The 24,582-nt window shown below is 71.8% G+C and carries 24 protein-coding genes and 1 riboswitch; of the genes, 5 read left to right on the forward strand and 19 right to left on the reverse strand.

Annotation, left to right across the window (positions count from 1 at the left end; translation table 11 throughout):
- Positions 1 to 126: 126 nt before the first annotated feature.
- Positions 127 to 3,660: a DNA polymerase III subunit alpha gene (gene dnaE / locus BN6_RS33200; RefSeq protein WP_015104230.1), complete on the reverse strand. Its 3,534-nt coding sequence runs from the start codon at positions 3,658 to 3,660 to the stop codon at positions 127 to 129.
- A 175-nt stretch (positions 3,661 to 3,835) separates the two neighbouring features.
- Between dnaE and BN6_RS33205 the strand changes: the two genes are divergently transcribed.
- Positions 3,836 to 4,729, forward strand: coding sequence for an AsnC family protein (locus BN6_RS33205; RefSeq protein ID WP_015104231.1), 894 nt, complete (start codon positions 3,836 to 3,838; stop codon positions 4,727 to 4,729).
- A 77-nt stretch (positions 4,730 to 4,806) separates the two neighbouring features.
- On the opposite strand, the gene BN6_RS33210 is transcribed toward BN6_RS33205, so the two are convergent.
- The 8 genes from BN6_RS33210 to BN6_RS33245 form a co-directional block, all read right to left on the reverse strand.
- The gene (locus BN6_RS33210; RefSeq protein ID WP_041314965.1) at positions 4,807 to 5,067 is read right to left on the reverse strand and encodes a hypothetical protein; all 261 of its coding nucleotides are present in this window, start codon (positions 5,065 to 5,067) and stop codon (positions 4,807 to 4,809) included.
- 124 nt (positions 5,068 to 5,191) lie between these two features.
- Entirely contained in the window at positions 5,192 to 5,590 is a 399-nt protein-coding gene (locus BN6_RS33215; protein WP_015104233.1) for a hypothetical protein, read from the reverse strand.
- Between the two features lie 184 nt (positions 5,591 to 5,774).
- Positions 5,775 to 6,704 (reverse strand): RluA family pseudouridine synthase, encoded by a 930-nt coding sequence (locus BN6_RS33220; RefSeq protein WP_015104234.1) that lies wholly within the window; start codon positions 6,702 to 6,704, stop codon positions 5,775 to 5,777.
- Positions 6,701 to 7,297: a signal peptidase II gene (gene lspA / locus BN6_RS33225; RefSeq protein ID WP_231904819.1), complete on the reverse strand. Its 597-nt coding sequence runs from the start codon at positions 7,295 to 7,297 to the stop codon at positions 6,701 to 6,703. The genes BN6_RS33220 and lspA overlap by 4 nt, the downstream gene beginning before the upstream one ends.
- A gap of 22 nt (positions 7,298 to 7,319) precedes the next feature.
- Complete coding sequence (locus tag BN6_RS33230) at positions 7,320 to 8,636, reverse strand: aminotransferase class V-fold PLP-dependent enzyme (protein WP_015104236.1); 1,317 nt, start codon at positions 8,634 to 8,636, stop codon at positions 7,320 to 7,322.
- A 39-nt stretch (positions 8,637 to 8,675) separates the two neighbouring features.
- Positions 8,676 to 8,790, reverse strand: a riboswitch (SAM riboswitch).
- A gap of 215 nt (positions 8,791 to 9,005) precedes the next feature.
- Positions 9,006 to 10,478, reverse strand: coding sequence for a potassium/proton antiporter (locus BN6_RS33235; protein ID WP_015104237.1), 1,473 nt, complete (start codon positions 10,476 to 10,478; stop codon positions 9,006 to 9,008).
- Between the two features lie 290 nt (positions 10,479 to 10,768).
- Positions 10,769 to 11,050, reverse strand: coding sequence for a DUF167 domain-containing protein (locus tag BN6_RS33240; RefSeq protein WP_015104238.1), 282 nt, complete (start codon positions 11,048 to 11,050; stop codon positions 10,769 to 10,771).
- Positions 11,043 to 11,594 (reverse strand): TetR/AcrR family transcriptional regulator, encoded by a 552-nt coding sequence (locus BN6_RS33245; RefSeq protein WP_015104239.1) that lies wholly within the window; start codon positions 11,592 to 11,594, stop codon positions 11,043 to 11,045. Before BN6_RS33245 ends, BN6_RS33240 begins: the two co-directional genes overlap by 8 nt.
- A gap of 54 nt (positions 11,595 to 11,648) precedes the next feature.
- Here BN6_RS33245 and BN6_RS33250 point away from each other — a divergent pair, with 54 nt between their 5' ends.
- The 4 genes from BN6_RS33250 to BN6_RS49845 all read left to right on the forward strand — a co-directional run bounded on the left by BN6_RS33250 (position 11,649) and on the right by BN6_RS49845 (position 13,560).
- On the forward strand, positions 11,649 to 12,089 hold the full coding sequence (locus tag BN6_RS33250; protein ID WP_015104240.1) for a hypothetical protein: 441 nt from the start codon (positions 11,649 to 11,651) through the stop codon (positions 12,087 to 12,089).
- Between the two features lie 70 nt (positions 12,090 to 12,159).
- Complete coding sequence (locus tag BN6_RS42665) at positions 12,160 to 12,708, forward strand: RNA polymerase sigma factor (protein ID WP_015104241.1); 549 nt, start codon at positions 12,160 to 12,162, stop codon at positions 12,706 to 12,708.
- A complete protein-coding gene (locus BN6_RS33260) occupies positions 12,705 to 13,436 on the forward strand; it encodes an RNA polymerase sigma factor (RefSeq protein ID WP_015104242.1) in 732 nt (243 codons plus the stop codon). The genes BN6_RS42665 and BN6_RS33260 overlap by 4 nt, the downstream gene beginning before the upstream one ends.
- Before the next feature lies 1 nt (position 13,437).
- Entirely contained in the window at positions 13,438 to 13,560 is a 123-nt protein-coding gene (locus tag BN6_RS49845) for a hypothetical protein (RefSeq protein WP_015104243.1), read from the forward strand.
- 61 nt (positions 13,561 to 13,621) lie between these two features.
- On the opposite strand, the gene ileS is transcribed toward BN6_RS49845, so the two are convergent.
- The 10 genes from ileS to BN6_RS33310 all read right to left on the reverse strand — a co-directional run bounded on the left by ileS (position 13,622) and on the right by BN6_RS33310 (position 24,572).
- Positions 13,622 to 16,732, reverse strand: coding sequence for an isoleucine--tRNA ligase (gene ileS, locus BN6_RS33265; RefSeq protein ID WP_015104244.1), 3,111 nt, complete (start codon positions 16,730 to 16,732; stop codon positions 13,622 to 13,624).
- 214 nt (positions 16,733 to 16,946) lie between these two features.
- Positions 16,947 to 18,536 (reverse strand): caspase, EACC1-associated type, encoded by a 1,590-nt coding sequence (locus tag BN6_RS42670; RefSeq protein WP_015104245.1) that lies wholly within the window; start codon positions 18,534 to 18,536, stop codon positions 16,947 to 16,949.
- Between the two features lie 66 nt (positions 18,537 to 18,602).
- A complete protein-coding gene (locus BN6_RS33275; protein ID WP_015104246.1) occupies positions 18,603 to 19,112 on the reverse strand; it encodes a hypothetical protein in 510 nt (169 codons plus the stop codon).
- A 27-nt stretch (positions 19,113 to 19,139) separates the two neighbouring features.
- Positions 19,140 to 19,952: a DivIVA-like cell division protein Wag31 gene (gene wag31 / locus BN6_RS33280; protein ID WP_015104247.1), complete on the reverse strand. Its 813-nt coding sequence runs from the start codon at positions 19,950 to 19,952 to the stop codon at positions 19,140 to 19,142.
- Positions 19,953 to 19,997: 45 nt separating this feature from the next.
- Positions 19,998 to 20,282 (reverse strand): YggT family protein, encoded by a 285-nt coding sequence (locus BN6_RS33285; protein ID WP_041314972.1) that lies wholly within the window; start codon positions 20,280 to 20,282, stop codon positions 19,998 to 20,000.
- 20 nt (positions 20,283 to 20,302) lie between these two features.
- The gene (locus BN6_RS33290) at positions 20,303 to 20,920 is read right to left on the reverse strand and encodes a cell division protein SepF (protein WP_015104249.1); all 618 of its coding nucleotides are present in this window, start codon (positions 20,918 to 20,920) and stop codon (positions 20,303 to 20,305) included.
- Positions 20,921 to 20,989: 69 nt separating this feature from the next.
- Positions 20,990 to 21,691: a YggS family pyridoxal phosphate-dependent enzyme gene (locus BN6_RS33295; RefSeq protein ID WP_015104250.1), complete on the reverse strand. Its 702-nt coding sequence runs from the start codon at positions 21,689 to 21,691 to the stop codon at positions 20,990 to 20,992.
- Positions 21,688 to 22,392 (reverse strand): peptidoglycan editing factor PgeF, encoded by a 705-nt coding sequence (gene pgeF, locus BN6_RS33300; RefSeq protein ID WP_041318950.1) that lies wholly within the window; start codon positions 22,390 to 22,392, stop codon positions 21,688 to 21,690. The genes BN6_RS33295 and pgeF overlap by 4 nt, the downstream gene beginning before the upstream one ends.
- Before the next feature lie 88 nt (positions 22,393 to 22,480).
- Positions 22,481 to 23,839 (reverse strand): cell division protein FtsZ, encoded by a 1,359-nt coding sequence (gene ftsZ, locus BN6_RS33305; RefSeq protein WP_015104252.1) that lies wholly within the window; start codon positions 23,837 to 23,839, stop codon positions 22,481 to 22,483.
- 208 nt (positions 23,840 to 24,047) lie between these two features.
- Entirely contained in the window at positions 24,048 to 24,572 is a 525-nt protein-coding gene (locus tag BN6_RS33310) for a DinB family protein (protein WP_015104253.1), read from the reverse strand.
- Between the last annotated feature and the right edge of the window lie 10 nt (positions 24,573 to 24,582).

Below are 24,582 nucleotides of genomic sequence, written 5' to 3' on the forward strand. Positions count from 1 at the left end.
CTCCTGTGTTGAGTTAACCCTGTTTACTCAACGACAGGAGGAACCCTCGCGTGCCCACCCCGTCCGGATGCCACCCGATCGGACCAGTCAGCCTGTCCGAAATACACCGGACGGGTGATTTCCGGCTCAGCCGAGGCACCCCGGGCCGAGCAACGCCTTCAGGTCGCCCATCAGCGACGGGGTCGGGCTGACCCGCAGCGCGTCGTCCAGCTTCAGCAGGGTGTTCCGGCTGGCGTTGATGATCAGGTTCAGGTGCACCTCGGTGGTGCCGGGGTGTGCCTTGAGCACTTCCTTCAACGAGGTGACCAGCTTCGGGTCGCAGCGCGACGCCGACACCTTCAGCTTCAACGCCTGCGCGCCCAGTTCCGACAGGTCCGGCACCACCAGGTCGTTGGCGATCAGCGAGATCCGGTCCTCGCGCTTGGCCACCCGCGCCTTGACCAGCACGATCGCGTCCTCGGCCACCGACATGCCGTGCACCATGTAGCTCTTCGGGAAGAACAGCACCTCGATGCCGCCGGCGAGGTCTTCGAGCTGGGCGGACGCCCACGGCTCGCCGTTCTTGTTCACCCGCCGCGTCACCGACGCGAGGATGCCGCCGAGCGTGACCTGCGTGCCGTCGGGCACGTCGCCTTCCAGGATGCGCGCGATAGAGGCGTCGGAGTACGACTCCAGCACCTGCTCCACGCCGTTGAGCGGGTGCCCGGACACGTACAGGCCCAGCATCTCCCGCTCCAGCGTCAACTGGTGCTTGGGCTCCCAGTAGTCGTCCGGGATCTTCACGTCGAAGACGCTGCCGACGCCGTCGTCCCCGCCGCCGTCGCCGAACAGGTCGAACTGGCCGCGCGCCTCTTCCTTCTTGGTCAGCATGACCGCGTCGACCGCCTCGACGTGGACCATGTGCAGGCCCTTGCGCGGGTGGCCGAGCGAGTCGAACGCGCCCGCCTTGATCAGCGATTCCACGACCTTCTTGTTGCAGACCGTGGCGTCGACCTTGCGCAGGAAGTCGGAGAAGTCGACGAACTTCCCCTTCTCCTTGCGCGCCTTGATGATCCCCTCGACCACGTTCGCGCCGACGTTGCGGATCGCGCCCAGGCCGAACCGGATGTCGTCGCCGACCGCGACGAACTCGCGCTCCGACTCGTTGACGTCCGGCGGCAGCACGGTGATGCCCATCCGCCGGCACTCGGCCAGGTAGATCGCGGACTTGTCCTTGTTGTCCGAGTTCGTGGTCAGCAGCGCCGCCATGTACTCGCCCGGGTAGTTCGCCTTGAGGTACGCGGTCCAGTACGCGATCAGGCCGTACGCGGCGGAGTGCGCCTTGTTGAACGCGTAGTCGGCGAACGGGACCAGGATGTCCCACAGGGTCTTGATGGCCGCGGCCGAGTAGCCGCTGTCCAGCATGCCCTTCTCGAAGCCCTCGAACTCCTTGTCGAGGATCTCCTTCTTCTTCTTGCCCATCGCGCGGCGCAGCAGGTCGGCCTGGGCCAGCGAGTAGCCCGCGACCTTCCGCGCGATCGCCATGACCTGCTCCTGGTAGACGATCAGGCCGTAGGTCGTGTCCAGGATCTCCGCGAGCGAGTCCTTGAGCTCCTCGTGGATCGGCACGATGTCCTGCTGCTTGTTCTTGCGCAGCGCGTAGTTCGTGTGCGAGTTCGCGCCCATCGGGCCGGGCCGGTACAGCGCGATGACCGCCGAGACGTCCTCGAAGTTGTCGGGGCGCATCAGCCGCAGCAGGTCGCGCAGCGCGCCGCCGTCGAGCTGGAACACGCCCAGCGTGTCGCCGCGGCCGAGGAGCTCGTAGGTCTTCTTGTCCTCCAGCGGGACCGTCGTGATGTCGACGTCGCCCTTGCCGTTGAGGGCGATGTTCTTGAGCGCGTCGTCGATCGTGGTCAGGTTGCTCAGGCCCAGGAAGTCCATCTTGAGCAGGCCGAGCGTCTCGCAGGTCGGGTAGTCGAACTGGGTGATGATCGACCCGTCCTGGGGCCGCTTCCACACCGGGATGTGGTCCATCAGCGGTTCCGCGGACATGATCACCGCGCAGGCGTGCACGCCCGCGTTGCGGATCAGGCCCTCCAGGCCGCGGCCGGTGTCGATGATCTCCTTGACCTGCGGGTCGGTGTCGTAGAGGGCGCGCACCTCGGCGGCCTCGGAGTACCGCTTGTGCGAGGCGTCGAACACGCCGGCCAGCGGGATGTCCTTGCCCATCACGGCGGGCGGCATCGCCTTGGAGATCCGGTCGGCCACCGCGTAGCCGGGCTGGCCGTAGAGCACCCGGGCGGAGTCCTTGATCGCGGCCTTCGCCTTGATGGTGCCGAACGTGATCACCTGGGCGACCTTGTCGTAGCCCCACTTCTCGGTCACGTACCGGATCACGTCGCCGCGCCGGCGCTCGTCGAAGTCGATGTCGATGTCGGGCGGGCTGACCCGGTCCGGGTTCAGGAACCGCTCGAAGATCAGGCCGTGCGCCAGCGGGTCGAGGTCGGTGATGCCCATCGCGTAGGCGATCAGCGCGCCCGCGGCGGAGCCCCGGCCGGGACCGACCCGGATGCCGTTCTCCTTGGCCCAGTTGATGAAGTCGGCCACCACCAGGAAGTAGGACGGGAAGCCCATCTGCAGGATGACGCCGATCTCGAACTCGACCTGCTTGCGGTGGACCTCGTCCACGCCCTCGGGGAACCGGCGGCGCATGCCGGCCCACACCTCCTCGCGGAAGTAGTCGGCCTCGGTCATGCCCTCCGGGGTCGGGTAGCGCGGCATCAGGTTCTGGAACTCGAACATGCCGGTGGTGTCGACCTTCTCGGCCACCAGCAGCGTGTTGCGGCAGCCCTGCTGCCACGCCTCCGACGAGTCGATCGCGCGCATCTCGTCGGGCGACTTCAGGTAGTAGCCCGAGCCGTCGAACTTGAACCGGGACGGGTCCTGGAGCGTCTTGCCGGTCTGCACGCACAGCAGCGCGTCGTGCGCCTCGCGGTCCTCGGCGTAGGTGTAGTGCGAGTCGTTGGTCACCACGAACGGGATCGCGAGCTTCCTGCCGATCTCCAGCAGCCCGCCGCGCACCCGGCTCTCGATCTCGATGCCGTGGTCCATCAGCTCGACGAAGAAGTTGTCGGCCCCGTAGATGTCGCGCCACTTGGCGGCGGCCTCCAGGGCCTCCTTCTCGTGGCCCAGCCGCAGCCTGGTCTGCACCTCGCCGGACGGGCAGCCGGTGGTCGCCATCAGCCCCGCCGCGTGCTCGGCGACCAGCTCGGCGTCCATCCGCGCCCACTTGCCCAGCTGGCCCTCGGTGGAGGCGCGGCTGGACAGCTTCATCAGGTTGTGCAGGCCCTCGTTGGTGCGGGCCCAGATCGTCTGGTGGGTGTACGCGCCGGACGCCGAGACGTCGTCGGACTTCTGGCCGGGGTCGCCCCACAGCACGCGCTTCTTGTTGAACCGGGACTCGGGCGCCAGGTAGGCCTCGATGCCCACCACGGGCTTGATGCCGGCCGACGTCGCCTGCTGGTAGAAGTCGTAAGCGCCGTACATGTTGCCGTGGTCGGTGATCGCGGCGGCGGTCATGCCCAGCCGCTCGCACTCGGCGAACATGTCCTTCAGCTTCGCCGCGCCGTCCAGCATCGAGTACTCGGTGTGCACGTGGAGGTGCACAAACGAGTCGGACACCCTACCCCCCAGAGGTTCGAAGTGGGCCCGAGAGCGACGGGCGCGCCAGGCCAGCGAGCCTATAACTTGCCGCCCGCGCCGCCACCTCAAGGGGTGAGCCCGACACGAAGATTTCCCCCGGTCGCCCGGTGGGGCGAACGCACGAAGATCGGTTCAGGCGGGTAGCGTTCGAGGGGTGGTAGCGCCGGATCCCGTCGACGCCCGTCTCCTGGCCATGCTCGCCGAGATGGGCCGTGCCGCCGTGCACGAGCTGGCCGCGAGACTCGGCATGGACCCGCGCGAGGCCGCCACCCGGCTGATCACCCTGTCCGGCAGCGGGCTGCCGCTGCTGGTCGGCGTGGAGTGCGACCCGAACGGCATCCGCAAGGCACTGGCCAACAGCGTCGCGTGGGGCAGCTACACGGGCCCGGCCCAGGCCGGACCGGGGCAGGCCCAGGCGGGTCGGGGCACGCCGGCCGGCCCGTACCCGCCCGCCCCCGGCACCGTCCGCGGCACCCCGTCGGGCTCCTACCGGCAGGGACCGCCCAGCGCCCCGTTCCCCGCGCAGCAGCCGCCACCGCCGCCCACGGCGCAGGAGCCGATGAACACGTGGGGCCCGCCGCAGTCCTCCGGCTGGGCCCGCGGCGACCACGCGCCCACGCCCAAGTCCCGCACCGGCAAGATCGGCTCCGCGCTGGAGACCGAGGGCCTGGAGGGCGCGCGGTTCACCATCCAGCTGGTCGAGGTCGTGGACCCGGCCGACTTCCTGTTCACGGCGGCCGGCTACAAGCTGGCCGACGGCGAGCGCGCGGTCGTCGTGCACACCGAACTGGCGAACATCGGCACGGTGACGTTCAACGCCCTGCCGGACATGTACCTGGTGCTGATGACCAGCACCGGCGAGACGGTCGGCAAGGCCCCGGTGTCGCTGTCCTCCCGGCCGCCGCACAAGATCGGCGTCCAGCCCGGCGAGACGGCCGGCGGGCACACCGTCTACGTGCTGCCGGAGAACACGGCGGTCACCTCGGTCCGGTGGAGCTCCCGCCCCGAGACCGACCTGAACACCCTGGTCTGGACCGTCGACGACTAGCGGCCCTCTCGGGGTCGGCCGGCGGGGTCGGTTCCCGGTGTCGGTTCCGGTGGGCAGTTCTCGTGGTGTTCTCGGGGTCAGTTCTCGGCGTCGGCGGGCCGCTGGTGGCCGCACGGCACCGCGGTGCCGGTCCGGTCGACCACCTCGGCGTCCGCACCCGAGTTCACCCACACCGTGACGCCCTGGTCGTGGACCACGACGTTGAACGGCGACTCCTCCACCGTCGAGGTCACCACGGTGAACTCCTCCCCCGGGCGCAGCCAGTGGTCGGTGCCCCACGGCTCGACCCACAGGCAGAGCAGACCCTCGGTCTCGTTGCTCACGCTGGTCCTCGACACACCACCGACGTTAGCCGAACGGCCCCATCCGGCGAACACGACCTTGCACGTCGTGCGAGCCGGATACCGACCAGTCGGCCTCCAGCGTCCGGACGGGCTCTGGTCCAAGATCGCGCGGGCCGCGTCATCCGTTGCGGTTGAACAACTTCCCGAGGAACGAGCGCTTTGTCGGATTGGTCTCGGGCTCCGGTCGGGCGGCCGGTCGTGGCGCGGGCGGCGGGGCCGGCGCGGCCTCCGGCAGGTCGCCGCCGATCACGGCCGGCGCGACGCTCCAGCCGTCCGGGTCGACCGCGGCGGGCGTGAACCGGCCGTCGTAGACCGTCTCGTCGTCGGGCCGGGCGGCCACCGGGCGGACCCGGCGCTCCTCCGGCACCTGTCGGACCGGTTCCTGCCGGACCGGTTCCTGCCGTACCGGTTCCTGGTGGGCCCGGTGCTGCGCCTCGGCCGCCGCCCACGCGTCGGGGCTGCCGGGCGCGGGCCTCGCGGGCACGGCCTGGTGCCTGCCCGCGCCGGCTCCGGGCATCGGAAACCCTTGCGGTGGCGTGCGATCCGGATCGTCGTAGTGCGTTGACACCACACGTACCTCCCCATACGAGCGGGCCTTCGCCGCAACGTTACGCGAACGCGACCTGGGAACGGGAGGGATTGTCCGTTGCCGGCCCCGACCGGCGGGCGGCCGGCGGGAGCGCCGCGGCCGCCCGGGAGGGCTAGCTCTCGGCGCGCAGCAGTTCCAGCGCGTCCGACAGGTCGGCGGGGTACTCGCTGGTGAACTCGACCCACTGGCCGTCGGCCGGGTGGTGGAAGCCCAGCGTGCGGGCGTGCAGCCACTGCCGGGTCACACCCAGCCGCTTGGCCAGCACCGGGTCCGCGCCGTAGGTCAGGTCGCCGACGCACGGGTGGCGCAGCGCCGAGAAGTGCACCCGGATCTGGTGGGTGCGCCCGGTCTCCAGGTGCACGTCCAGCAGCGACGCCGCCCGGAACGCCTCGACCACCTCGTAGTGGGTGATGCTCGGCCGGCCGTTGGCCATCACGGCGAACTTGTAGTCGTGCTTGGGGTGCCGGTCGATCGGCGCGTCGATGGTGCCCTTGATCGGGTCCGGGTGGCCCTGCACCAGCGCGTGGTAGAGCTTGTCGACCGTGCGGTCCTTGAACGCCTGCTTGAGCACCGAGTAGGCGTTCTCGCTCTTGGCGACCACCATCACGCCGGTCGTGCCGACGTCGAGCCGGTGCACCACGCCCTGCCGCTCGGCCGCGCCGGAGGTGGCGATCCGCACCCCGGCGGCGGCCAGCCCGCCGACCACGGTCGGGCCGGTCCAGCCGGGGCTCGGGTGCACGGCCACGCCGACCGGCTTGTCCACCACGATGATGTCGTCGTCCTCGTGCAGGACCTGGAGGCCCTCCACGGCGATCGCCTGCACCTGCACCGGGCGCTCCGGCTCGGGCAGGGTGATCTCCAGCCACGACCCGGCGACCAGCCGGTCGGACTTGCCGGCGGGCTGCCCGTCCAGCACCACGTCGCCGGACTCGGTCAGGCTCGCGACGACCGTGCGGGACAGGCCGAGCAGCTTGGCCAGGCCCGCGTCGACGCGCATCCCGTCCAGACCGTCGGGGACGGGCAGCGTGCGGTAGTCGCTCATGCGTTCTTCACCGGCTTCACGTGGCGGGTTCCGTCGTAGTCGCGCTGCATCGCGGCCATGATCACGATTATCGCGCCGCCCACGCAGATGCCGGAGTCGGCAATGTTGAACACCGGGAAGAAGGTGCCGTAGGGCTCGACCACCGAGATGAAGTCCACCACGTGGCCGCGCAGCGGACCCGGCGACCGGAAGACCCGGTCCACCAGGTTGCCCAGCGCGCCGCCCAGCACCAGCCCGAGGCCGACCGCCCAGCCGACCGACCGCAGCTTGCGGGCGATCCACAGGATGAACCCGACCACGCCGAACGCGATCAGGGCGAGGATCACCGTCCAGCCCTCGGCCAGGCCGAACGCCGCGCCGGAGTTGCGCAGGAACGACAGGTACACCAGGCCGCCGAACAGCTCGACCGGCTCCCGGCCCTCCAGCTCCGCGACCGCGGCCACCTTGGTCGCGACGTCCAGCGCCAGCACCACCGGCGCGATCGCCGCGAGCAGCGCCACCCGGCTCTGGGGCGGCGGCTGCTGGGCGGTGCCCGGGTCCGGCTCGACCGGGACGTCCCGGTGCTCCGGATCGGTGTTGGGATCGGTGCTCACCGGGCCATTGTCCAGCATCCCTTCAGCGCAGGAACGGCGGGAGCGCCCGCTCGTCGTTCTCCGGCACCCACCGGCCGTCGACGATCCGGTACGGCCACCGCGAGCCCTCGACCACCAGCGACCGCAGGGCCGCCACGAACCGGTCGACGTGCTCGGCGGTGCTGCCCAGCCCGAGCGACGCGCGCAGCGCCCGCTTGCCGTCGGTCAGCCGGTGCACGGCGACGTGGGCGCAGAACGCGCCGTCGCGCACGCCGATGCCGTGCTCGGCGGACAGCGCGGCGGCCAGGAAGCCGACGTCCTGCCCGGTCACCACGAAGCTCACCACGCCCACCCGGTCCTGGTCGGACCCGAAGATCGACAGCTCGTGCGCGCCGGGCACGGTCGCCAGGCCCGCGCGCAGCCGGGCCAGCAGCTCCCGCTCGTGCGCGGTGGTCTGCTCCCAGTGCCGGCCCAGCACGTCGCAGGCCACCGCGAGGGCGTGCACGCCCACCACGTTCGGCGACCCGGCCTCGTGCCGCTCCGGCACCGCCGACCAGGCCACGCCCAGCCGGTCGCCGTGGTCGGTGACCCGGGCCGTCGCGCCGCCGCCGACCAGGTACGGGTCGGCGGCCTGCAGCCAGTCGGCCCGGCCGACCAGCACGCCGGTGCCGAACGGGGCGTAGACCTTGTGGCCGGACAGCACCGCGTAGTCCACGTCCAGCGCGCGCAGGTCGACGGGCCGGTGCGGGGCGAGCTGCGCGGCGTCGAGCGCGATCCGCGCGCCGTGCCGGCGGGCGACGGCGGCCAGCTCGGCCACCGGCCACACCTCGCCGGTGACGTTGGACGCGCCGGTCACCACGACCAGCCGGGGGCCTTCGGGGGTGGCGCGCAGCGCGCGGTCCAGCTCGCGCACGGCACCGGCGGGCGTCGCCGGGGTGGTCAGGCGGTGCACGTTCGGGCCGCGCCACGGCAGCAGCGCCGCGTGGTGGTCGGTGTCGAACAGGACCACGGACGTGTGCCGGGGCAGGCTGCGGGCGAGGAGGTTGAGCGAGTCGGTGGTGTTGCGGGTGAACACGACGGTGTCGCTGGGGCGCGCGCCGAGGAACCGGCGGACCGAGTCGCGGGCCTGCTCGTAGACGCGGGTCGACACCTGGGAGGCGAAGCCCGCGCCCCGGTGCACGCTGGCGTACCAGGGCAGCAGCTCGTCGACGGCGTCGCGGACCTGCTCCAGGCAGGGCGCGCTCGCGGCGTGGTCGAGGTTGGCGTACTCGACGCGCTCGCCGGTGACCAGCGGGACGCGCAGCGAGGCGCCGACGACGCGGGGCAGGGCGGCGATGGAACCGGGAACAGCGACGGTCATGACAACCTCCGACGGGTCCGGCGGACTCCGTGCAGGGGAGGCCCGCGCTTGCCCGACGCCCTACGCGCCAGGCCAGGTCCTCATCGGGGGCACCCCACCGCGGTAGGAGGGTTGCCGGCCAGCTAGCCCGAGCTTCGCGCTGGCACTCATGACCTCGGCACCGAAGTTAGCCCACGACCCGGCACCGAGTCGAGGCCCGTTCACATCCTGGGAGGTCACCGGCCGCCCCCGCCCGCCGTGCGGGAACCCCCAGCTCCCGATCACCCCGCAGGTCACGCCGACGATCACCGAACACCCCGCCGAACCCCGCCCACGTCCCGAATCGCGACCGGGATCACACGTTCGCGTGCCGTTTCGGGGTGCGGCGGGCTACGGCAGGCCCGAGTCGCCCTTCCAGCGGGCGAAGCGGCCGGCCCGGTCGACGGCGCGCAGGCGGCGTTCGGCCGCCGTGCGGGCGGCGTCGGTGCAGACCACGAGCAGTTGGTCGTGCTCTTGGAGACGGGTGGTGGACTGGGGGGTGAAGCCGTCGTCGCCGCGCACCACGAGGCTGATCGTCGCGCCCGGTGGCAGCCGCAGTTCGCTGAGGTAGACGCCGTGCAGCTTGGACCCGCGCTGGATGCGCACCTGGAGCAGCTCCGCACCCAGCTCGTCCAGCGCCGACGAGTCGACCTCGATCTCCTGCGCCTCGCCGGTCTTCACCAGACCGAGCCACTTGGCCATCCACGGCAGCGTCGAGCCCTGCACCAGCGTCAACAGGATGACCAGCACGAACACCACGTCCACCAGCTTCTGCGCGCCGGGGTAGCCCTGGATGAGCGGGATCAGGGCGAACACGATCGGGACCGCGCCGCGCAGCCCGGACCACGAGATGAACACCTGCTCGCGCCACGGCACCTTGAACGGCAGCGCCGCGCACAGCACCGACAGCGGCCGGGCCAGCAGCACCAGCACCCCGCCCGCGACCAGCGCGGGGATCAGCGACTCCAGCAGCCGGCCGGGCGAGGCGTACAGGCCCAGCAGCACGAACAGGCCGATCTGCGCGATCCAGCCCAGCCCCTCGGCGAACGACAGCGTGTCCGACCGGTGCGGCAGGCGGGCGTTGCCCAGCACGAGCGCCGCCGTGTAGACCGCGAGGAACCCGGACGCGTGCGCCAGGTCGCCGGCGGTGTAGGCGATCAGGCACACGGCGACCGTGGCCAACGGGTACAGGCCGGTCGACGGGAGTGCGGCACGCCGAAGCGCGAACCCGCCCAACCACCCCAGCGCCACGCCGATCGCGCCGCCCGCGAGGAGCTCGTAGACCATCAGCGCGGGCGCGGTCCACGTCACCGGGTCGGGCGAGGCGAGCAGCACCACGGCGATGTAGACCGGGGCGTCGTTGAGCCCGGACTCCAGTTCCAGCGCGCCGATCAGCCGCTTGCCGACCCCCACCCCGCGCAGCACGCTGAACACCGCCGCCGCGTCCGTGGACGACAGCACCGCGCCCCACAGCAGGGCGGTGCGCCAGTCCAGGCCCAGCAGGTAGTGCAGGCCCACGCCGGTGACCCCGACGCTGACCGCCACGGACACTGTGGACAGTGCGATCCCCAGTCCCAGCGCGGGTTTCACCGCCGTCCAGCGGGTCGTCAGGCCGCCTTCGGTGAGGATCAGCACGAGCGCCACCGTGCCCAGCGAACGGGTCAGGTCGGCATCCTCGAACTGGATGCCCAGCACGGCTTCGCCGAGCAGCACACCGATGCCCAGGTACAGCAGGAGCGAGGGCAGACCGAGCTTGATCGACACTCGCACCGCGATGACGGAGAGCAGCAGAACCGCGGCGCCGATGCCGAGGAAGGCCGTCACACCACCCACTCGACCTCCAGTTGTTCACTCGGTGGTGGTCATTCTCCCCGGTGACACCGATTTGGACTAATCCGGCAATCGCCACAGCGCCACCACCGAGCGTGCTCCACCCGGGCCGCGCGCGCTGTGCGAGTGGCGAGCGGGCCTGCGGAGCCTGGCACCGCAGTACCGGGAACCGTTCGGCCGCAACCAGCCTCCCCCGGTCCGGGCGGGACCACCGTCCACAGCGGACAGCCCGCCCGATAGCCCCGGTTCACGTGCGAGGACGTCCCGGTGGGTGGACACCGGCGTCAGCCGTCGAGCAGCCGCGCCAGCCGTTGCGCGGCGTCGTCCGGGGCCGGGTCGAGCTCGACGACCTTGTCCCGGCCGCGCTCGCCGTGCACGATCCGCACGTCCTGCCGGCGCACGCCGAACGCCTTGGCCACCGCCCGCCGCACGGCCTCGTTCGCCTTGCCCTCGACGGCCGGCGCGGCGACGGCGACGATCAACGCCAGCGGTCCCCAACGCCCGCCCACGGCATCGCGCTTGGCGCTGGGCTTGACCCGCACGCCCAGCCGGAACGGTTCAGGCACGGGTGGTCACCGCGGCCAGCGTGTCCTCCAGCAGCTCCCGGCGGTCGCCCACGACGTGCGGGGCGGCGGACATCAGCTGCGCCTGGCCCAGGTAGACCGAGTAGGCCAGGACGGCCCGCCGGCCGGCGGCCTCGGGCGGGAAGCCGATGGCCTCGAACAGCTCGGCCAGGTAGCCGACCCGGCGGTCGGTGACCCGGCGCAGCACGGGCGCGACCGCCGGGTCGTCCTTGGCCGCGAGCATGGCCAGCTCGACCGCGCTGGACCGGGCGTCCTCCAGGACCAGCCCGAACAGCCGGCGCAACCGGCCGTGCGGCGTGGTCTCGGTCTCGACCAGGGCGATGACGGCCTCGGTGTGCTCCCGCTCCCACCGTTCGAGGGTGGCCTTGAGCAGGGCTTCGCGGTTGGGGAAGTGCCAGTAGGCGCTGCCCTTGGTCGCGCCGAGCCGCACCGCGAGCGGTTCCACCGCGACCGCCGCCACCCCGCCCTCGGCCAGCGCCCGCAGGGCCACCGCGGTCCAGTCGTCCTTGGTCCGACGCGTCGTCACAAGCCCGTACGCTACCGTATGGTCGTTTCCATACGGGACCGTACGGAGGTTGCCATGATCAAGAACGTGCACGAGCGCCGACTGCCCGGCGACGGCTGGGTGGACCGCGCGGTGGAACTGTGGCCCGAGCGGTGGCCGAAGCTGGTCCTCGACCGGCCGCTGGGCGTCGGGGCGGACGGCGGGCACGGGTTCGTGCGCTACCGGTGTACCGGCCACGAACCCGGCAAGCGGGTGGAGTTCACCTTCTCGCCGGGGCTGGGCCTGGTCGGCACGCACGTGTTCGAGGCCGTCCCGGGCGGCATCCGGCACACCATCACGGGTCGCCCGAACGGGTGGATGTTGCTCGGCTGGCCGCTCGCCGTGCGCTGGTTGCACGACGCGCTGATCGAGGACATGTTCGACAACCTGAGCATCGCCGCAGGTCAGAGCATCGTGCCGGCACGGTGGTCGTGGTGGGTCCGGGTGCTGCGGGCCGTGGCGCGCCGACTGGACTGAACCAGCCGCATCCACAACCCTGCACGGCGTCCGTCTACCGGGTACCGGACGCCGACCAGAGGGAGGGTTCGTGACACCGGGAGACTCCGATGACCACGCGGCCGCCTTCGGCGAGTTCTACCACCGGGAGCGCACCCGGCTCTTCCGGTTCGCCGCCGTCATGTCACCGCACCTGGACCACGAGTCCGCGGTGCAGGAGGCGTTCGTCCGCGCCTGGCGGAACTGGCCGGCCATCGCCCCCGGCGCGCGCCGGGCGTGGCTGGTCAAGACGATCCGGAACCTGCTGGTCGACCAGGCCCGCCGGGTGGAGCGGCCCAGCGAGGTGACCGACGAGGTGGTCGCCCGGTCCCGGATCCTCGTGCAGCGGCAGCGCGAGGCCGAGACGTGGCACGAGCTCAACAGCACGCTCGCCGCCATCGCGCGGCTGCCCGACCGGCTGCGCACCGCCCTGGTGCTGCGGTTCTGGGACTTCGACGACGGCGAGATCGCCGACGTGCTGGGATGCGGACGGGACTCCGTGCGCAGGTACGTGTCGGAAGCGCGGGCCCAGGTCAGCGCGACGGTCGGCAACTCCGAGCGCCGGGTGCGGGGTTCCCGGCGCGGGAAGGGGACAACATGACGGACGACGACGCGCGCCGCAACTCCCGTCCCGGGCTGTCCACCTCGGACGGCGGCGGGCTCGACCCGTTGCTGGACGAGTTGCGCGACGGGGTGACCGAGGCGATCCCCGACGACCCGGCGTCCGACGACCTGGGCGTGGCCGCGATCATCGCGCAGGGCTCCCCGGGCCCGACCGCGCCGCAACGGCACGCGGCCCTGCTCACCGCCGCCCGCGCCGGCGACCGCGACGCGCTGAACACGCTGGTCGCCGAGCTGACGCCGCTGGTGTGGCACGTGGCCCGGGGCAACGGGCTGGACCAGGGCATCGCCGAGGACGTGGTGCAGACGGTGTGGCTGAGCCTGCTGCGGCACCTGGACCGGATCGCCGAGCCGCGTGCCCTGGCGGGCTGGCTGATCGTCACCACCCGGCGGGAGGCCCAGCGGGCGTGGCGCGAGGCGAACGGCCGGGCGGCGCTGTCCTCGGACTCGGCGCTCGACCTGCCCGACACCCGCTGGCTGCCCGAGACCGAGGCGCTGCGCGACGACCGCGACCGGCGGCTGTGGCGGGCCTACTCGAACCTGCCCCGGCGCTGCCAGGAGCTGCTCCGGCTGACCGTGCTGGCCGGCCGCGCCGAGTACCGCGCGGTGGCCGAGGCGCTGTCCATGCCCCGGGGCAGCATCGGCCCGACCCGCGGCCGCTGCCTGGCGACCCTGCGCACCCTGCTGGAGCGCGAGGGAGGTGTTTGACATGTCCGACGAGCTGAACACCTGGCTGGACGACCTGGTGGACGTCCTCGACCCGCCGCCGGCGCACCTGGCCGACCAGGTCGGGGTGCTGCTCATCATCGCCCTCGCGCTGCGCGCCGCCTGACCCGGCAGGACGCCGAAGGGGGCACGGTCGGGACGCCCCGACCGTGCCCCCTCCCGCCAGATCAGACCTTCGTGACGGAGACCCTCACCTCGGCCCCGTCGCCGACCGAGCCCGCCGCACCCCCGGCGACCTCGCCGTAGGACACCGCGTCGGCCAGCGTCTCGGCCGCCACGAACGCCTCGAACCGGCGCACCGCGTCGGCCACCTCGCCGGCGGGCAGCTGCACGACCAGCGCGATCCGGTCCGACACGTCTAGGTCGGCGTCCTTGCGCGCCTGCTGCACCACGCGCACCAGGTCGCGGGCGACGCCCTCGGCCGCCAGCTCCGGCGTGACCGCCGTGTCCAGCACGACCAGGCCGCTGTTGGCCGGCAGCGCCGCCGTGGCCCCCTGGTCGGTGGCCACCAGCCGCTGCTCGTACTCCTCCGGGAACAGCTCGACGCCCGCCGCGACGACCTTGCCGTCGACCTCGGACCAGTCGCCGGCCTTGACCGCCTTGATCACCTTCTGCACCTCCGGCCCGAGCCGCGGCCCGGCCGCCCGCGCGTTCACCGCGAGCTGGAAGTGCCCGTGCGCGTCGACGTCGGAGGTCAGCTCGACCTCCTTGACGTTCACCTCGTCCCGCAGGATCTCGCTGAACGCCGCCAGCCGCTCGGCGTCGCGCGCCGCGATCACCAGCCTGGCCAGCGGCAGCCGCACCCGCAGCTTGTTGGCCTTGCGCAGCGACAGCGCCGTGGACGCCACCTGCCGCACCTGGTCCATCGCCGCCACCAGGTCGGCGTCGGCCGGCAGGTCCGCCGCGACCGGGTAGTCCGCCAGGTGCACCGAGCGCCCGCCGGTCAACCCGCGCCACACCACCTCGGTGGTCAGCGGCAGCAGCGGCGCGGCCACCCGGCTGACCACCTCCAGCACGGTGTGCAGGGTGTCGACGGCGTCCTGGTCGCCCGCCCAGAACCGGTCGCGGGACCGGCGGACGTACCAGTTCGTCAGCACCTCCAGGAACTCCCGGATGGACGCGCACGCCCCCGAGATGTCGTAGACGTCCAGCCGCGCCGTCACGTCCGCGACCAGGTCGTGCGTCTTGGCCAGCGCGTACCGGTCGAGCACGTGCGGCGAACCGGTCCGCCAGGTGCCTTCGACGCCCTCGGCGTTGGCGTAGAGCGCGAGGAAGTACCACGAGTTCCACAGCGGCAGCACGGCCTGGCGCACGGCGTCGCGGATGCCCCGCTCGGTGACGACCAGGTCGCCGCCGCGCAGGATCGGCGAGGCCATCAGGAACCACCGCATGGCGTCCGAGCCGTCCCGGTCGAACACCTCGTTGACGTCCGGGTAGTTCTTGCGCGACTTGGACATCTTCTGGCCGTCGTCGCCCAGCACGATCCCGTGCGCCACGCAGTTCTTGAACGCCGGCCGGTCGAACAGCGCCGTGGCCAGCACGTGCATGGTGTAGAACCAGCCGCGGGTCTGGCCGTTGTACTCGACGATGAAGTCGCCCGGGTAGTGGTCCTCGAACCAGTCGGCGTTCTCGAACGGGTAGTGCACCTGCGCGAACGACATGGACCCCGACTCGAACCAGCAGTCGAGCACCTCGGGCACCCGGCGCATGGTGGAGCGCCCGGTCGGGTCGTCCGGGTTGGGCCGGGTCAGCTGGTCGATGTGCGGCCGGTGCAGGTCGGTCGGGCGCGCGCCGAAGTCGCGCGCCAGCTCGTCCAGCGAGCCGTACACGTCCACCCGGGGGTGCTCGGGGTCGTCGGACACCCAGACCGGGATCGGCGAGCCCCAGAACCGGTTGCGGGAGATGTTCCAGTCCCGCGCGTTCTCCAGCCACTTGCCGAACTGGCCGTCCTTGATGTGCTCGGGCACCCAGTTGATCTCGCCGTTGAGCTCGACCATCCGGTCCTTGAACTTGCTCACCGCGACGAACCACGACGACACGGCCCGCTGGATCAGCGGGTTGTCGCAGCGCCAGCAGTGCGGGTACGGGTGGTCGTAGGTCTCGTGGCGCAGCAGCAGGCCCGCGTCCCGCAGGTCGCGGATGATCGGCTTGTTCGCGTCGAAGACGTGCTGCCCCTCGTAGGGCGGCACCTCGGCGGTGAACCGGCCGTGCGGGTCGACCGGCACGACCACCTCGATGCCGGCGGCGTCGGTGACGAGCTTGTCCTCCTCGCCGAAGGCGGGGGCGATGTGCACGATGCCCGTGCCGTCCTCGGTGGTGACGTAGTCGGCGGCGAGCACCTGGTGGGCGTTCTCCCGGCCGACGAAGAAGTCGAACGGCGGCGCGTACCGCCGGCCGACCAGGTCGGAACCCCGGTACCGGGCCACGACCGGCGGCTCCTCGCCCAGCTCGCGGGCGTAGGCGGGCACGCGCGCCTCGGCGAGCAGGTAGCGCTCGCCGTTCGCCTCGACCACCACGTAGTCGACGTCCGGGTGCACCGCGGCGGCGAGGTTCGACGGCAGCGTCCACGGCGTGGTCGTCCACACCAGGGCCAGCTCGCCGGACTCCAGCCGCAGGCCCACGGTGACCGCCGGGTCCTGCCGGTCGCGGTAGGTGTCGTCCATCTTGGTCTCGGTGTTGGACAGCGGCGTCTCGCAGCGCCAGCAGTACCAGAGCACCCGGAAGCCCTCGTAGACCAGGCCCTTGTCCCACAGGGACTTGAAGGCCCACATGACGCTTTCCATGTAGTCCAGGTCGAGGGTCTTGTAGTCGTTGTCGAAGTCCACCCAGCGCGCCTGGCGGGTCACGTAGTCGCGCCACTGGTCGGTGTACTGGAGCACCGACGCGCGGCACGCCTCGTTGAACTTCTCGATCCCGAACGCCTCGATCTCGGACTTCGACGAGAACCCGAGCTGCTTCTCCGCCTCCACCTCGGCGGGCAGGCCGTGGGTGTCCCAGCCGAACCGGCGCTCGACGTGCTTGCCGCGCATGGTCTGGTAGCGCGGCACGACGTCCTTGACGTACCCGGTCAGCAGGTGCCCGTAGTGCGGGAGGCCGTTGGCGAACGGCGGGCCGTCGTAGAAGACGAACTCGTTGGCGCCCCGGTCCCCCGCCGGCCGGGCGGCGATCGAGTCCGGGAACGTCCGGTCGGACTTCCAGAAGTCGAGGACGTCCTGTTCCAGGGCGGGGAAGGACGGCTGGGAGGGCACCGAGCCCTCGCCTGCCTTCGGGTAGGCCATCGTGCTGCTCCTCGCGTGCTGCGTCATCCGGCACGCGGGGACGACACGCCTGGATCGGCGCACCGCGGTACCACCCCGCTTGCCGACGCCAACCTCGCGACGGCCTCTCGTTGCCGGCTGTGACGGGCCGCACCCGTCCGGTTCTACTGGGGCTCGCGCCCGTTCTTCCGGAAGCTCCCCGGTGATGGCCGGATCAACGCCGTGTGGGTCAAGCCTAACCCGCGGGTGCAAGCCGGTTGTGGCGGACGTCCCAGACGCGGAGCCCGTCGTTGAGCCCGACGGCGAGGAACCGGCCGTCCGGGCTGAACGCCGGCACGCACCCGAAGCCGGAGTCGGCGAGCCGGACGGCCTCGCCGGTGGCCAGGTCGACCAGCCGGACGCCGAGCGTGCTGCTGGTCGCGAGCCGGCGGTCGTCGGGGCTGAACGCGCACCGGCGGGTGTGCCCGGCGTCGTGCGGGAACCGGCCGACCTCCTCCCAGTCACCGGTGTCGAGCAGCACGACGTCGTCTTGCCGGTGGAACGCGGCCAGCCGCCCGTCGGAGCTGAACCGCTCGAACTCCAGCCACCCGCGCAAGTACTCCGGTTCGCCCCAACCCTCAGGTCCGCAGGGGAACAGCCGGGGCGGCGACGAGCCGACCACCGCCAAGGGCTCGGTCGGGTGGAACACCACCGACTCCCCGACGGCCTCCCACCGGATCTCGGCGTGCGTCCAGTCCGCGCGGTTCCACACCTCCGGCGCGCCGTCGCGGGCCAGCGCGAGGTAGGCGTCCTCGTGGCTGAAGCTCAGCCGCGCTCCCCACGGGAGGACCCTGCCGTGCAGGCCGACCTCCAGTTTCCAGGTCTCCGGCGGGCCGGCGGTGTTCCACACCCCGACCCCGGAGTCCTCCTCGCCGGCGGCCAGCAGGGTGCCGGAGCGGTTGAACGCGTGCGGGCCGTGCGCGTCGATCCGGCCGACCTCCTCCCACGAGCCGACCCGCCAGACCCGCCCCTGCCACACCAGCAGGTCGCGCACGAACGCCGGTTCGCCCAGGGCGGGCTCGGTGGTCAGCCGGACACCGTCGCCGGGCCGGTTCGCGGCCCGTGCGACGGCGATCGCACCGGCTACGGAGTCGTTGCTGGTGGGGGTCTGGTTCGGGGTGGTGCGGCGGACGTGGTCGTAGACGTAGGCGTACAGCTCACGGGTGGTGATCTCGCCGTCGCCGTCCAGGTCGGCGGCACCGCCGCGCAGACCCTCGATGATCGCCTGGGTGAACAGCGACGGCCGGGTCTCGCCGCGCACCTCCCCGCTCGGCTCGTAGGCGAACTGGATCGCGGTCGACGCGGTCATCACCGAGCGCCCCCGACCGTGGGAGAGCTGGTCGACCACGTCCACGTCGTCGCCCTTGAGCGCCAAGTCGACCGGGAACGCGCCGCCGAAGCAGCAGTCCAGCCACAGCACCACCCGGCCGGCCCGGCTGTCGTCCACCAGCTCCCGGACGAACGCGGCGGCCAGGCCGGTCGACGGCAGCCTGTCGTCGCGGGTGTCGGTCGTGGCGAAGTGCAGCCGGCCGGTGCGGTCCTTCACGCCGTGGCCGGACAGGTACAGCAGCACCAGGTCGTCGGCGGCGGCCTCGGCGAACAGGCCGTCCAAGCGCTCCCGCACGTGCTGGACCGGCTCGTTGAGCAGGACCTCGGTGGCGAACGCGCCGATCGACGGGTCCGCCAGGACCTCCGCCAACTCCGCGGCGTCCCGGTGCGGCGCGCGCAGGGCGCCGAACGTCGGGTCGGTGTAGGTGTCCGTGGCGATCAGCAACGCGGTCCGCACGACCGGCATTGTCCCCGGCTCGACGACGACGGCGTCACGCCGCTTCTCGGGTGCGCACGCCTGGAGCTAGGCGGAGGTGCGCTTCTTCGCGGCGAGCGTGGAGTCCGGCGCGCACACCGCGCACGGGGTGAAGCCGAGCTGCCTCGCCTCGGCGATCGGCAGGCCCAGCGACGCCCGGCCGGCCAGCCACGGGCACGCGGCCAGGTGGTAGCGGGGGCGTTCGTCCAGGACGCGGATCTCGTCCTTGAGGTCGGCGACGATCAGCAGGTCGGCGGCGTCCGTGTCCTCCTCCTCGGGCTCGGTGGCCTGATCGGGTGAACCGGGGGTGTCGTCGCCGTCCTGCCCCTCGACCGGGTGATCATCAGCGCTAGCCTGCTGATCACCCGTTTGCGCGGTGGTGCCGGCAGCCGGGGCGGTTCCCGACCCGCGGCGCAGCGCCCAGTCCCAGATCAGGACCAGGGCCGCGGCCGCGCTCGCACCCACGGAGAGCCACGCCCAGTACGTCTGGTCCGTGGTCAGCGCGGGCACGAGCAGCCCCAGGGCTGCCAGCACCAACAGCGCAACGATGTAGAGCACGTGCGCAGACTAGATCAGCACGTCCGGTCAGCCCGCCTCGGCGCGCGCGCCGAACGAGTAGCCCTGCTGACGACCGTCGGACGGTGCGGCGGGGCCGCGGTCCTGCAGGTCGCGCAGCGAGGACTCCAGCATGGTCTTGAGCCGGGTCCGGTACTCGCGTTCGAACGTCTGGAGCTTGTCGATCTGCTTCTCCAGCGTGTTCTTCTCCTGGGTGATGTTGCCCATCACCTCGGCGTGCTTGCGCTGAGCGTCGCGGTCGAGCGCACCGGCCTTCTCACGGGCCTGCCGCTCCAGCGTGTCGGCGCGGGTTCGCGCGTCGTTCAGCATGGTCTCGGCACGGGTTCGGGCCTCGTTGACCATCGTGTCGGACTTGGCCCGAGCCTCGGAGAGCAGCTGCTCGGACTTGGTCCGGGCCTCCGAGAGCATCCCGTCGGCTTCGGCCTTGGCCTCGCCGGTGAGCCGGTCCGCCATCTCCTGGGCCAGACCGAGCACCTTGGCGGCTTGGACGTGGTGGTCACCACCACCGCCGGGCGAGGTCTGCTCCAGCGCCGAGGGGGGTGGCACCGGGGCGAGCCTGCGGGGCTCGTCGACGACGCGGCCGGGGCCGACGCCTGCGGCGACCTTCGCCCGTGCGTCCTCGAGGTCGGCTCGCGCGGTCTCGACCTGCTGGTCGAGCTGCTCGACCTGCTGGCGCAGGTCGTTGTTCTCCTCGATCAGGCGGGCGAGCTCGCCCTCAACCAGGTCGAGGAACGCGTCCACCTCGTCCTCGTTGTAGCCCCGCTTGCCAATCGGCGGCTTGCTGAACGCGACGTTGTGCACGTCCGCGGGGGTCAACGGCATCAGATCACCTCACGCACTCCTGGGCTGTGGACATCCCTGGTCCCCTCACCTGGGATCGGCTACTCGCATCAGAATGATAACGACCAGCAACAGCACAATAATGGACAAGTCCAGCCCGATGCCCCCGATCCGCACGGTGGGGATGAGCCGGCGGAGCAGTCGGACGGGGGGATCGGTCACCGTGTAGACAGTCTCCAGGGTCACCGCGACGCCGCCCGCCGGGCGCCACTCCCTGGCAAAAGACCTGACCAGCTCTACCACGACACGGGCCGTGAGCAGCAGCCAGAACGCGAACAGCACGTAGTAGAGGACCAGCTTGAGTGCGAACACACCCTCAACTGTGCCATCACTCACCCGTGGTTGAGGAACCCGCCCTCCGCGAGTCGCCGGCGATCCTCCGCCGTCACGTCGATGTTCGGGGGTGAGAGGAGGAACACCTTGTTGGTCACCTTGTCGATCGAGCCGCGCAGCGCGAAGGCCAGGCCGGCCGCGAAGTCCACCAGGCGCTTGGCGTCCGCGTCGTCCATGTCGGTGAGGTTCATGATCACCGGGGTGCCGTCGCGGTAGTGCTCGCCGATGGTCCGCGCCTCGTTGTAGCTGCGCGGGTTGAGCGTGGTGATGCGGCCGAGCTGGTTGCGCGCGGGTTCGGGGGCCGGGCGGGGCCGGCTGACCGGCTCGCGGGTCGGCTCCACGGCCAGCGCGCCGTGCGTGGGCTCGGCGTTCCACGACCGCCGGGTGCGGGAGCGGGTCTCGGGCTCGAAGTCCTCGGCCTCGTCCGGCTCGGTGCGGTAGCGGCCCACCGGGCGGCGGCCGTTGCGCTGTTCGGGGTAGGTGTCGTAGTCGTCGGACTCGGGGTACTCGGACCGGTAGTCGTAACGACCCTGACGGTCGGTGTCGTAGTCGGGGTCGTCGGCGTACTCGGCGGGAACCATCCCGAAGTAGGCCTTCAGCTTGTGAAACCCGCTCATGTCGAGCCCTCTCTCCGCCGATCTCCCTACCCGCAAGGACGTCGCGGTCGTCCCAGAGGTTCCAGACAGTTACGGCGAGGCTAGTCTCCGGCTGCCCAGCAACGCTGTTCCGACACGCACGCACGTAGATCCGTGCGCGATCGCATCTTCCAGGTCACCGGACATCCCCGCCGAGATCACGTTGGCATCGGGATGATCGTTCCGCAAGCGGGTTACCGCACCTTGTAGAGCGTCAAACGCCTGCTGTGGAGACATCCCGAGGGGTGCGACGGTCATCACACCTCGCAGACGAAGTTCACCCTTCCGGGCGACATGGTCGGCCAGCCGCGGCAGCTCCGGGAGCGGGCAGCCGCCCCGGTCCGGGTCGCCGTCGATGCTGACCTGGAGCAGCACGTCCAGCCGCCGGTCGCGGGCCGCCCTGGCCAGCGCGTCGGCCAGCCGCTCGGAGTCGACCGAGTCGACCTGGTCCGCCCAGCCGACGACGGACCTGGCCTTGTTCCGCTGGAGGCTGCCGACCATGTGCCAGCGGACCGCCGCGCCCGGCCGCAGCCCGGCGAGCTCGACGGTCTTGGGCCCGGCCTCCTGGTCCCGGTTCTCGGCGAACTCGGCCAGCCCCAGGTCGGCCAGCAGCGCCACGTCGGCGGCCGGGAAGGTCTTGGTCACGGCGAGCAGCGCCACCCCGCCGGGGTCGCGGCCGGCCGCCGCGCACGCCCGCCCGATCCGGGCCCGCACGTCGGCCAGGTTGGCGGCCAGCTCCTCGCGGCGGTTCACGCGTCGATCCAGATCACCCCGGCGAGCCGGCCCGTGCCGGGCTCGCGGCGGTGGCTGAACAGGTCCTTCTCCTCGACCGTGCAGCGCGGGTCGACCCCGATCCTGCCGACCCCGGCGTCCGCGAGCTGCTGCCAGATCCCGGCCCGCAGGTCGAGCGCGGGCTTGCCGGCCCGGCTCTTCACCGCGCTGCCGGGCAGGTGCTCCTCGACGTCGTCGCGCATGGCGGCGGGCACCTCGTAGCACTGCCCGCACACGGCCGGCCCGAGCAGCACCTCGACGTGCTCCGGCCGCGCGCCCAGGCCCCGCATGGCCTCCAGCGCCGCCGGCACGACCCCGACCCGCGCGCCGACCCGGCCGGCGTGCACGGCGGCGATCACGCCCGCCTCCGGGTCGCCGAGCAGCACCGGCACGCAGTCGGCGGTGAGCACGACCAGCGCGAGCCGCTCCGCCTTGGTCACGACCGCGTCGGTGGCCTCCAGCGGCTCGGTCGCCGGGCCGTCCACGACCTGCACCGTGCGGCCGTGCACCTGCTCCATCCAGACCAGCCGGTCCACGGGCAGGCCGAGGCCCTCGGCCAGCCGCCGGCGGTTCGCGGTGACCGCTGCGGGGTCGTCCCCGACGTGGTCGCCGAGGTTGAAGGACTCGTACGGGGGCTTCGAGACGCCGCCCTGGCGGGTGGTCACGACACGACGGATGCGCACGGGCACAGCCTGCCATGCGAGAGGGGGAGGCCCGCCGAGGCTCGGCGGGTCTCCCCCTCCCACGTGCGGTTCCGGCGCGGCCGGGTGATCAGCGCCGCATGAACGGCGGCACGTCCACCTCGTCGTCCGGGTCGTCGGTCACCGGCACCGCCCGGCTGGGCAGCGTTCCGCTCTGGGAGAGCGGCCGGTGGATCTGCGGCGGCTGCGGCGGCTGGTAGGCCGGCTGCGACGACGTGCCGTTGCCCTGGTTCGGCTGCTGCGGCACGCCGCCCCGCTGCTCGACCGGCACCGGCTGGTGCTGCTGCACCGGCTGGTGCTGAGCGGGCTGGTGCTGGGCCGGCTGGTGCTGCTGGTGCTCCACCTGCCCGGAGAACTGGGTGGGCGGCGGGGGCTGGACGGGCTGCGGTGCGCGCTGCACCACCCCGGCGTCACCGGGGGCGACCGCCCCGGCCCGCTGGACCCCGGACAGCGCCTGCGGCTCCAGCTTCTTGTGCGTGGGCCCGCCGCTGTCGAAGCCGGCGGCTATCACCGTCACCCGGACCTCGTCGCCCAGCGAGTCGTCGATCACCGTGCCGAAGATGATGTTGGCGTCCGGGTGCGCGGCCTCCTGGACCAGCGACGCGGACTCGTTGATCTCGAACAGCCCCAGGTCGGAGCCGCCCGCGATGGAGAGCAGCACGCCGTGCGCGCCCTCCATGGAGGCCTCCAGCAGCGGCGAGTTGATCGCCTTCTGGGCGGCCTGGACCGCTCTGCCCTCGCCGCGCGCCGAGCCGATGCCCATCAACGCCGAACCCGCCCCGGACATGACCGACTTGACGTCGGCGAAGTCGAGGTTGATCAGACCGGGCGTGGTGATCAGGTCGGTGATGCCCTGGACACCGGAGAGCAGCACCTCGTCCGCGGAGCGGAACGCGTCCATCAGGCTGACCCCGATGTCGCCGAGCTGCAGCAGCCGGTCGTTCGGGATCACGATGAGCGTGTCGCACTCGTTGCGCAGGGCCTGGATGCCCTCTTCGGCCTGCTTGGCCCGGCGCTTGCCCTCGAACGAGAACGGCCGGGTCACGACGCCGATGGTGAGCGCGCCGAGCTTGCGGGCGATGGAGGCCACGACCGGAGCACCGCCGGTGCCCGTGCCACCGCCCTCGCCCGCGGTCACGAACACCATGTCCGCGCCCTTGAGTACTTCCTCGATCTCTTCGCGGTGGTCCTCGGCGGCCTTGTGGCCCACCTCGGGGTTCGCGCCCGCGCCGAGGCCGCGGGTCAGTTCACGGCCGATGTCGAGCTTGACGTCGGCGTCGGACATCAACAGCGCCTGCGCGTCGGTGTTCACCGCGATGAACTCGACGCCCTTGAGCCCGACCTCGATCATCCGGTTCACGGCGTTCACACCGCCACCGCCGATGCCGACGACCTTTATCACCGCGAGGTAGTTGTGCGGGGGCGTCATCGGATCCGCCTTCCTGATCGTGTCCGTGCTCTGTGCTGGAGTGGATGACCACCGGTGTCACACCCGGACGGAGCTCCACCCGGATTGAAACCCTCAACCAGAGGTCAAGAGTTATGTCAACCCCGTATGTTCTTGGAGGACGTTATGCACCGGGAATGCGTCGGTCCAGCAGCCACGCCGTGTTGTGTCCTGACCGGGTGAGCGACGTCTACTCGCCGGTCACCCCGTCGAGCAGCTCGCGCACCACGTCCAGGTGCCCCGAGTGCCGACCCGTTTCCTCGATCAGGTGGATCAGCACCCAGCGCACGGACAGCCGCTTGTCCCCGCGGAACACCACCTCGTGGTCGAGGTCGAGCCCCGCGGCCACTTCCCGGCTCACCGCGCACTGCGCAGCGTAGTCGCCCACGAGACCGGCGATCGTCTCACCCGGCCCGATCCGCCAGTCGCCGTCCGGGTCCGCGCGGCTGTAGGGGGCTTCGTCGGGGTGTCCGAGCAGCGCCACCCGGAACCAGTAGTTCTCCACCCAGCGCAGGTGTTTGACCACGCCGGCGGCCGTGGTCAGCGGCGACGGGAGCACCGGCCGGGCCGCGTCCTCATCGGACAGTCCGGCCAGCTTCAGCTCCACCGTGCCGCGCAGGAAGTCCAGGAACCCGCTCAGCAACGAGCGTTCATCTCCGGTGAACGGCAGGTCAACCCGGTCTTCGGGCGTGGTCACGATCTTCGTCGCGGTCATGGCGGGCAGT

Source organism: Saccharothrix espanaensis DSM 44229 (genome assembly GCF_000328705.1).
GTDB lineage: Bacteria > Actinomycetota > Actinomycetes > Mycobacteriales > Pseudonocardiaceae > Actinosynnema > Actinosynnema espanaense.

Bases quoted from the DNA above. Each gene is read 5' to 3' on its own strand.
- BN6_RS33215 (WP_015104233.1), bottom strand. From the start codon at position 5,590: ATGCCCGGAGCCGGCGCGGGCAGGCACCAGGCCGTGCCCGCGAGGCCC.
- BN6_RS33220 (WP_015104234.1), bottom strand. From the start codon at position 6,704: ATGAGCGACTACCGCACGCTGCCCGTCCCCGACGGTCTGGACGGGATG.
- BN6_RS33230 (WP_015104236.1), bottom strand. From the start codon at position 8,636: ATGACCGTCGCTGTTCCCGGTTCCATCGCCGCCCTGCCCCGCGTCGTC.
- BN6_RS33250 (WP_015104240.1), top strand. From the start codon at position 11,649: ATGATCAAGAACGTGCACGAGCGCCGACTGCCCGGCGACGGCTGGGTG.
- BN6_RS33260 (WP_015104242.1), top strand. From the start codon at position 12,705: ATGACGGACGACGACGCGCGCCGCAACTCCCGTCCCGGGCTGTCCACC.
- BN6_RS49845 (WP_015104243.1), top strand. From the start codon at position 13,438: ATGTCCGACGAGCTGAACACCTGGCTGGACGACCTGGTGGACGTCCTC.
- ileS (WP_015104244.1), bottom strand. From the start codon at position 16,732: ATGGCCTACCCGAAGGCAGGCGAGGGCTCGGTGCCCTCCCAGCCGTCC.
- wag31 (WP_015104247.1), bottom strand. From the start codon at position 19,952: ATGCCGTTGACCCCCGCGGACGTGCACAACGTCGCGTTCAGCAAGCCG.
- BN6_RS33290 (WP_015104249.1), bottom strand. From the start codon at position 20,920: ATGAGCGGGTTTCACAAGCTGAAGGCCTACTTCGGGATGGTTCCCGCC.
- ftsZ (WP_015104252.1), bottom strand. From the start codon at position 23,839: ATGACGCCCCCGCACAACTACCTCGCGGTGATAAAGGTCGTCGGCATC.
- BN6_RS33310 (WP_015104253.1), bottom strand. From the start codon at position 24,572: ATGACCGCGACGAAGATCGTGACCACGCCCGAAGACCGGGTTGACCTG.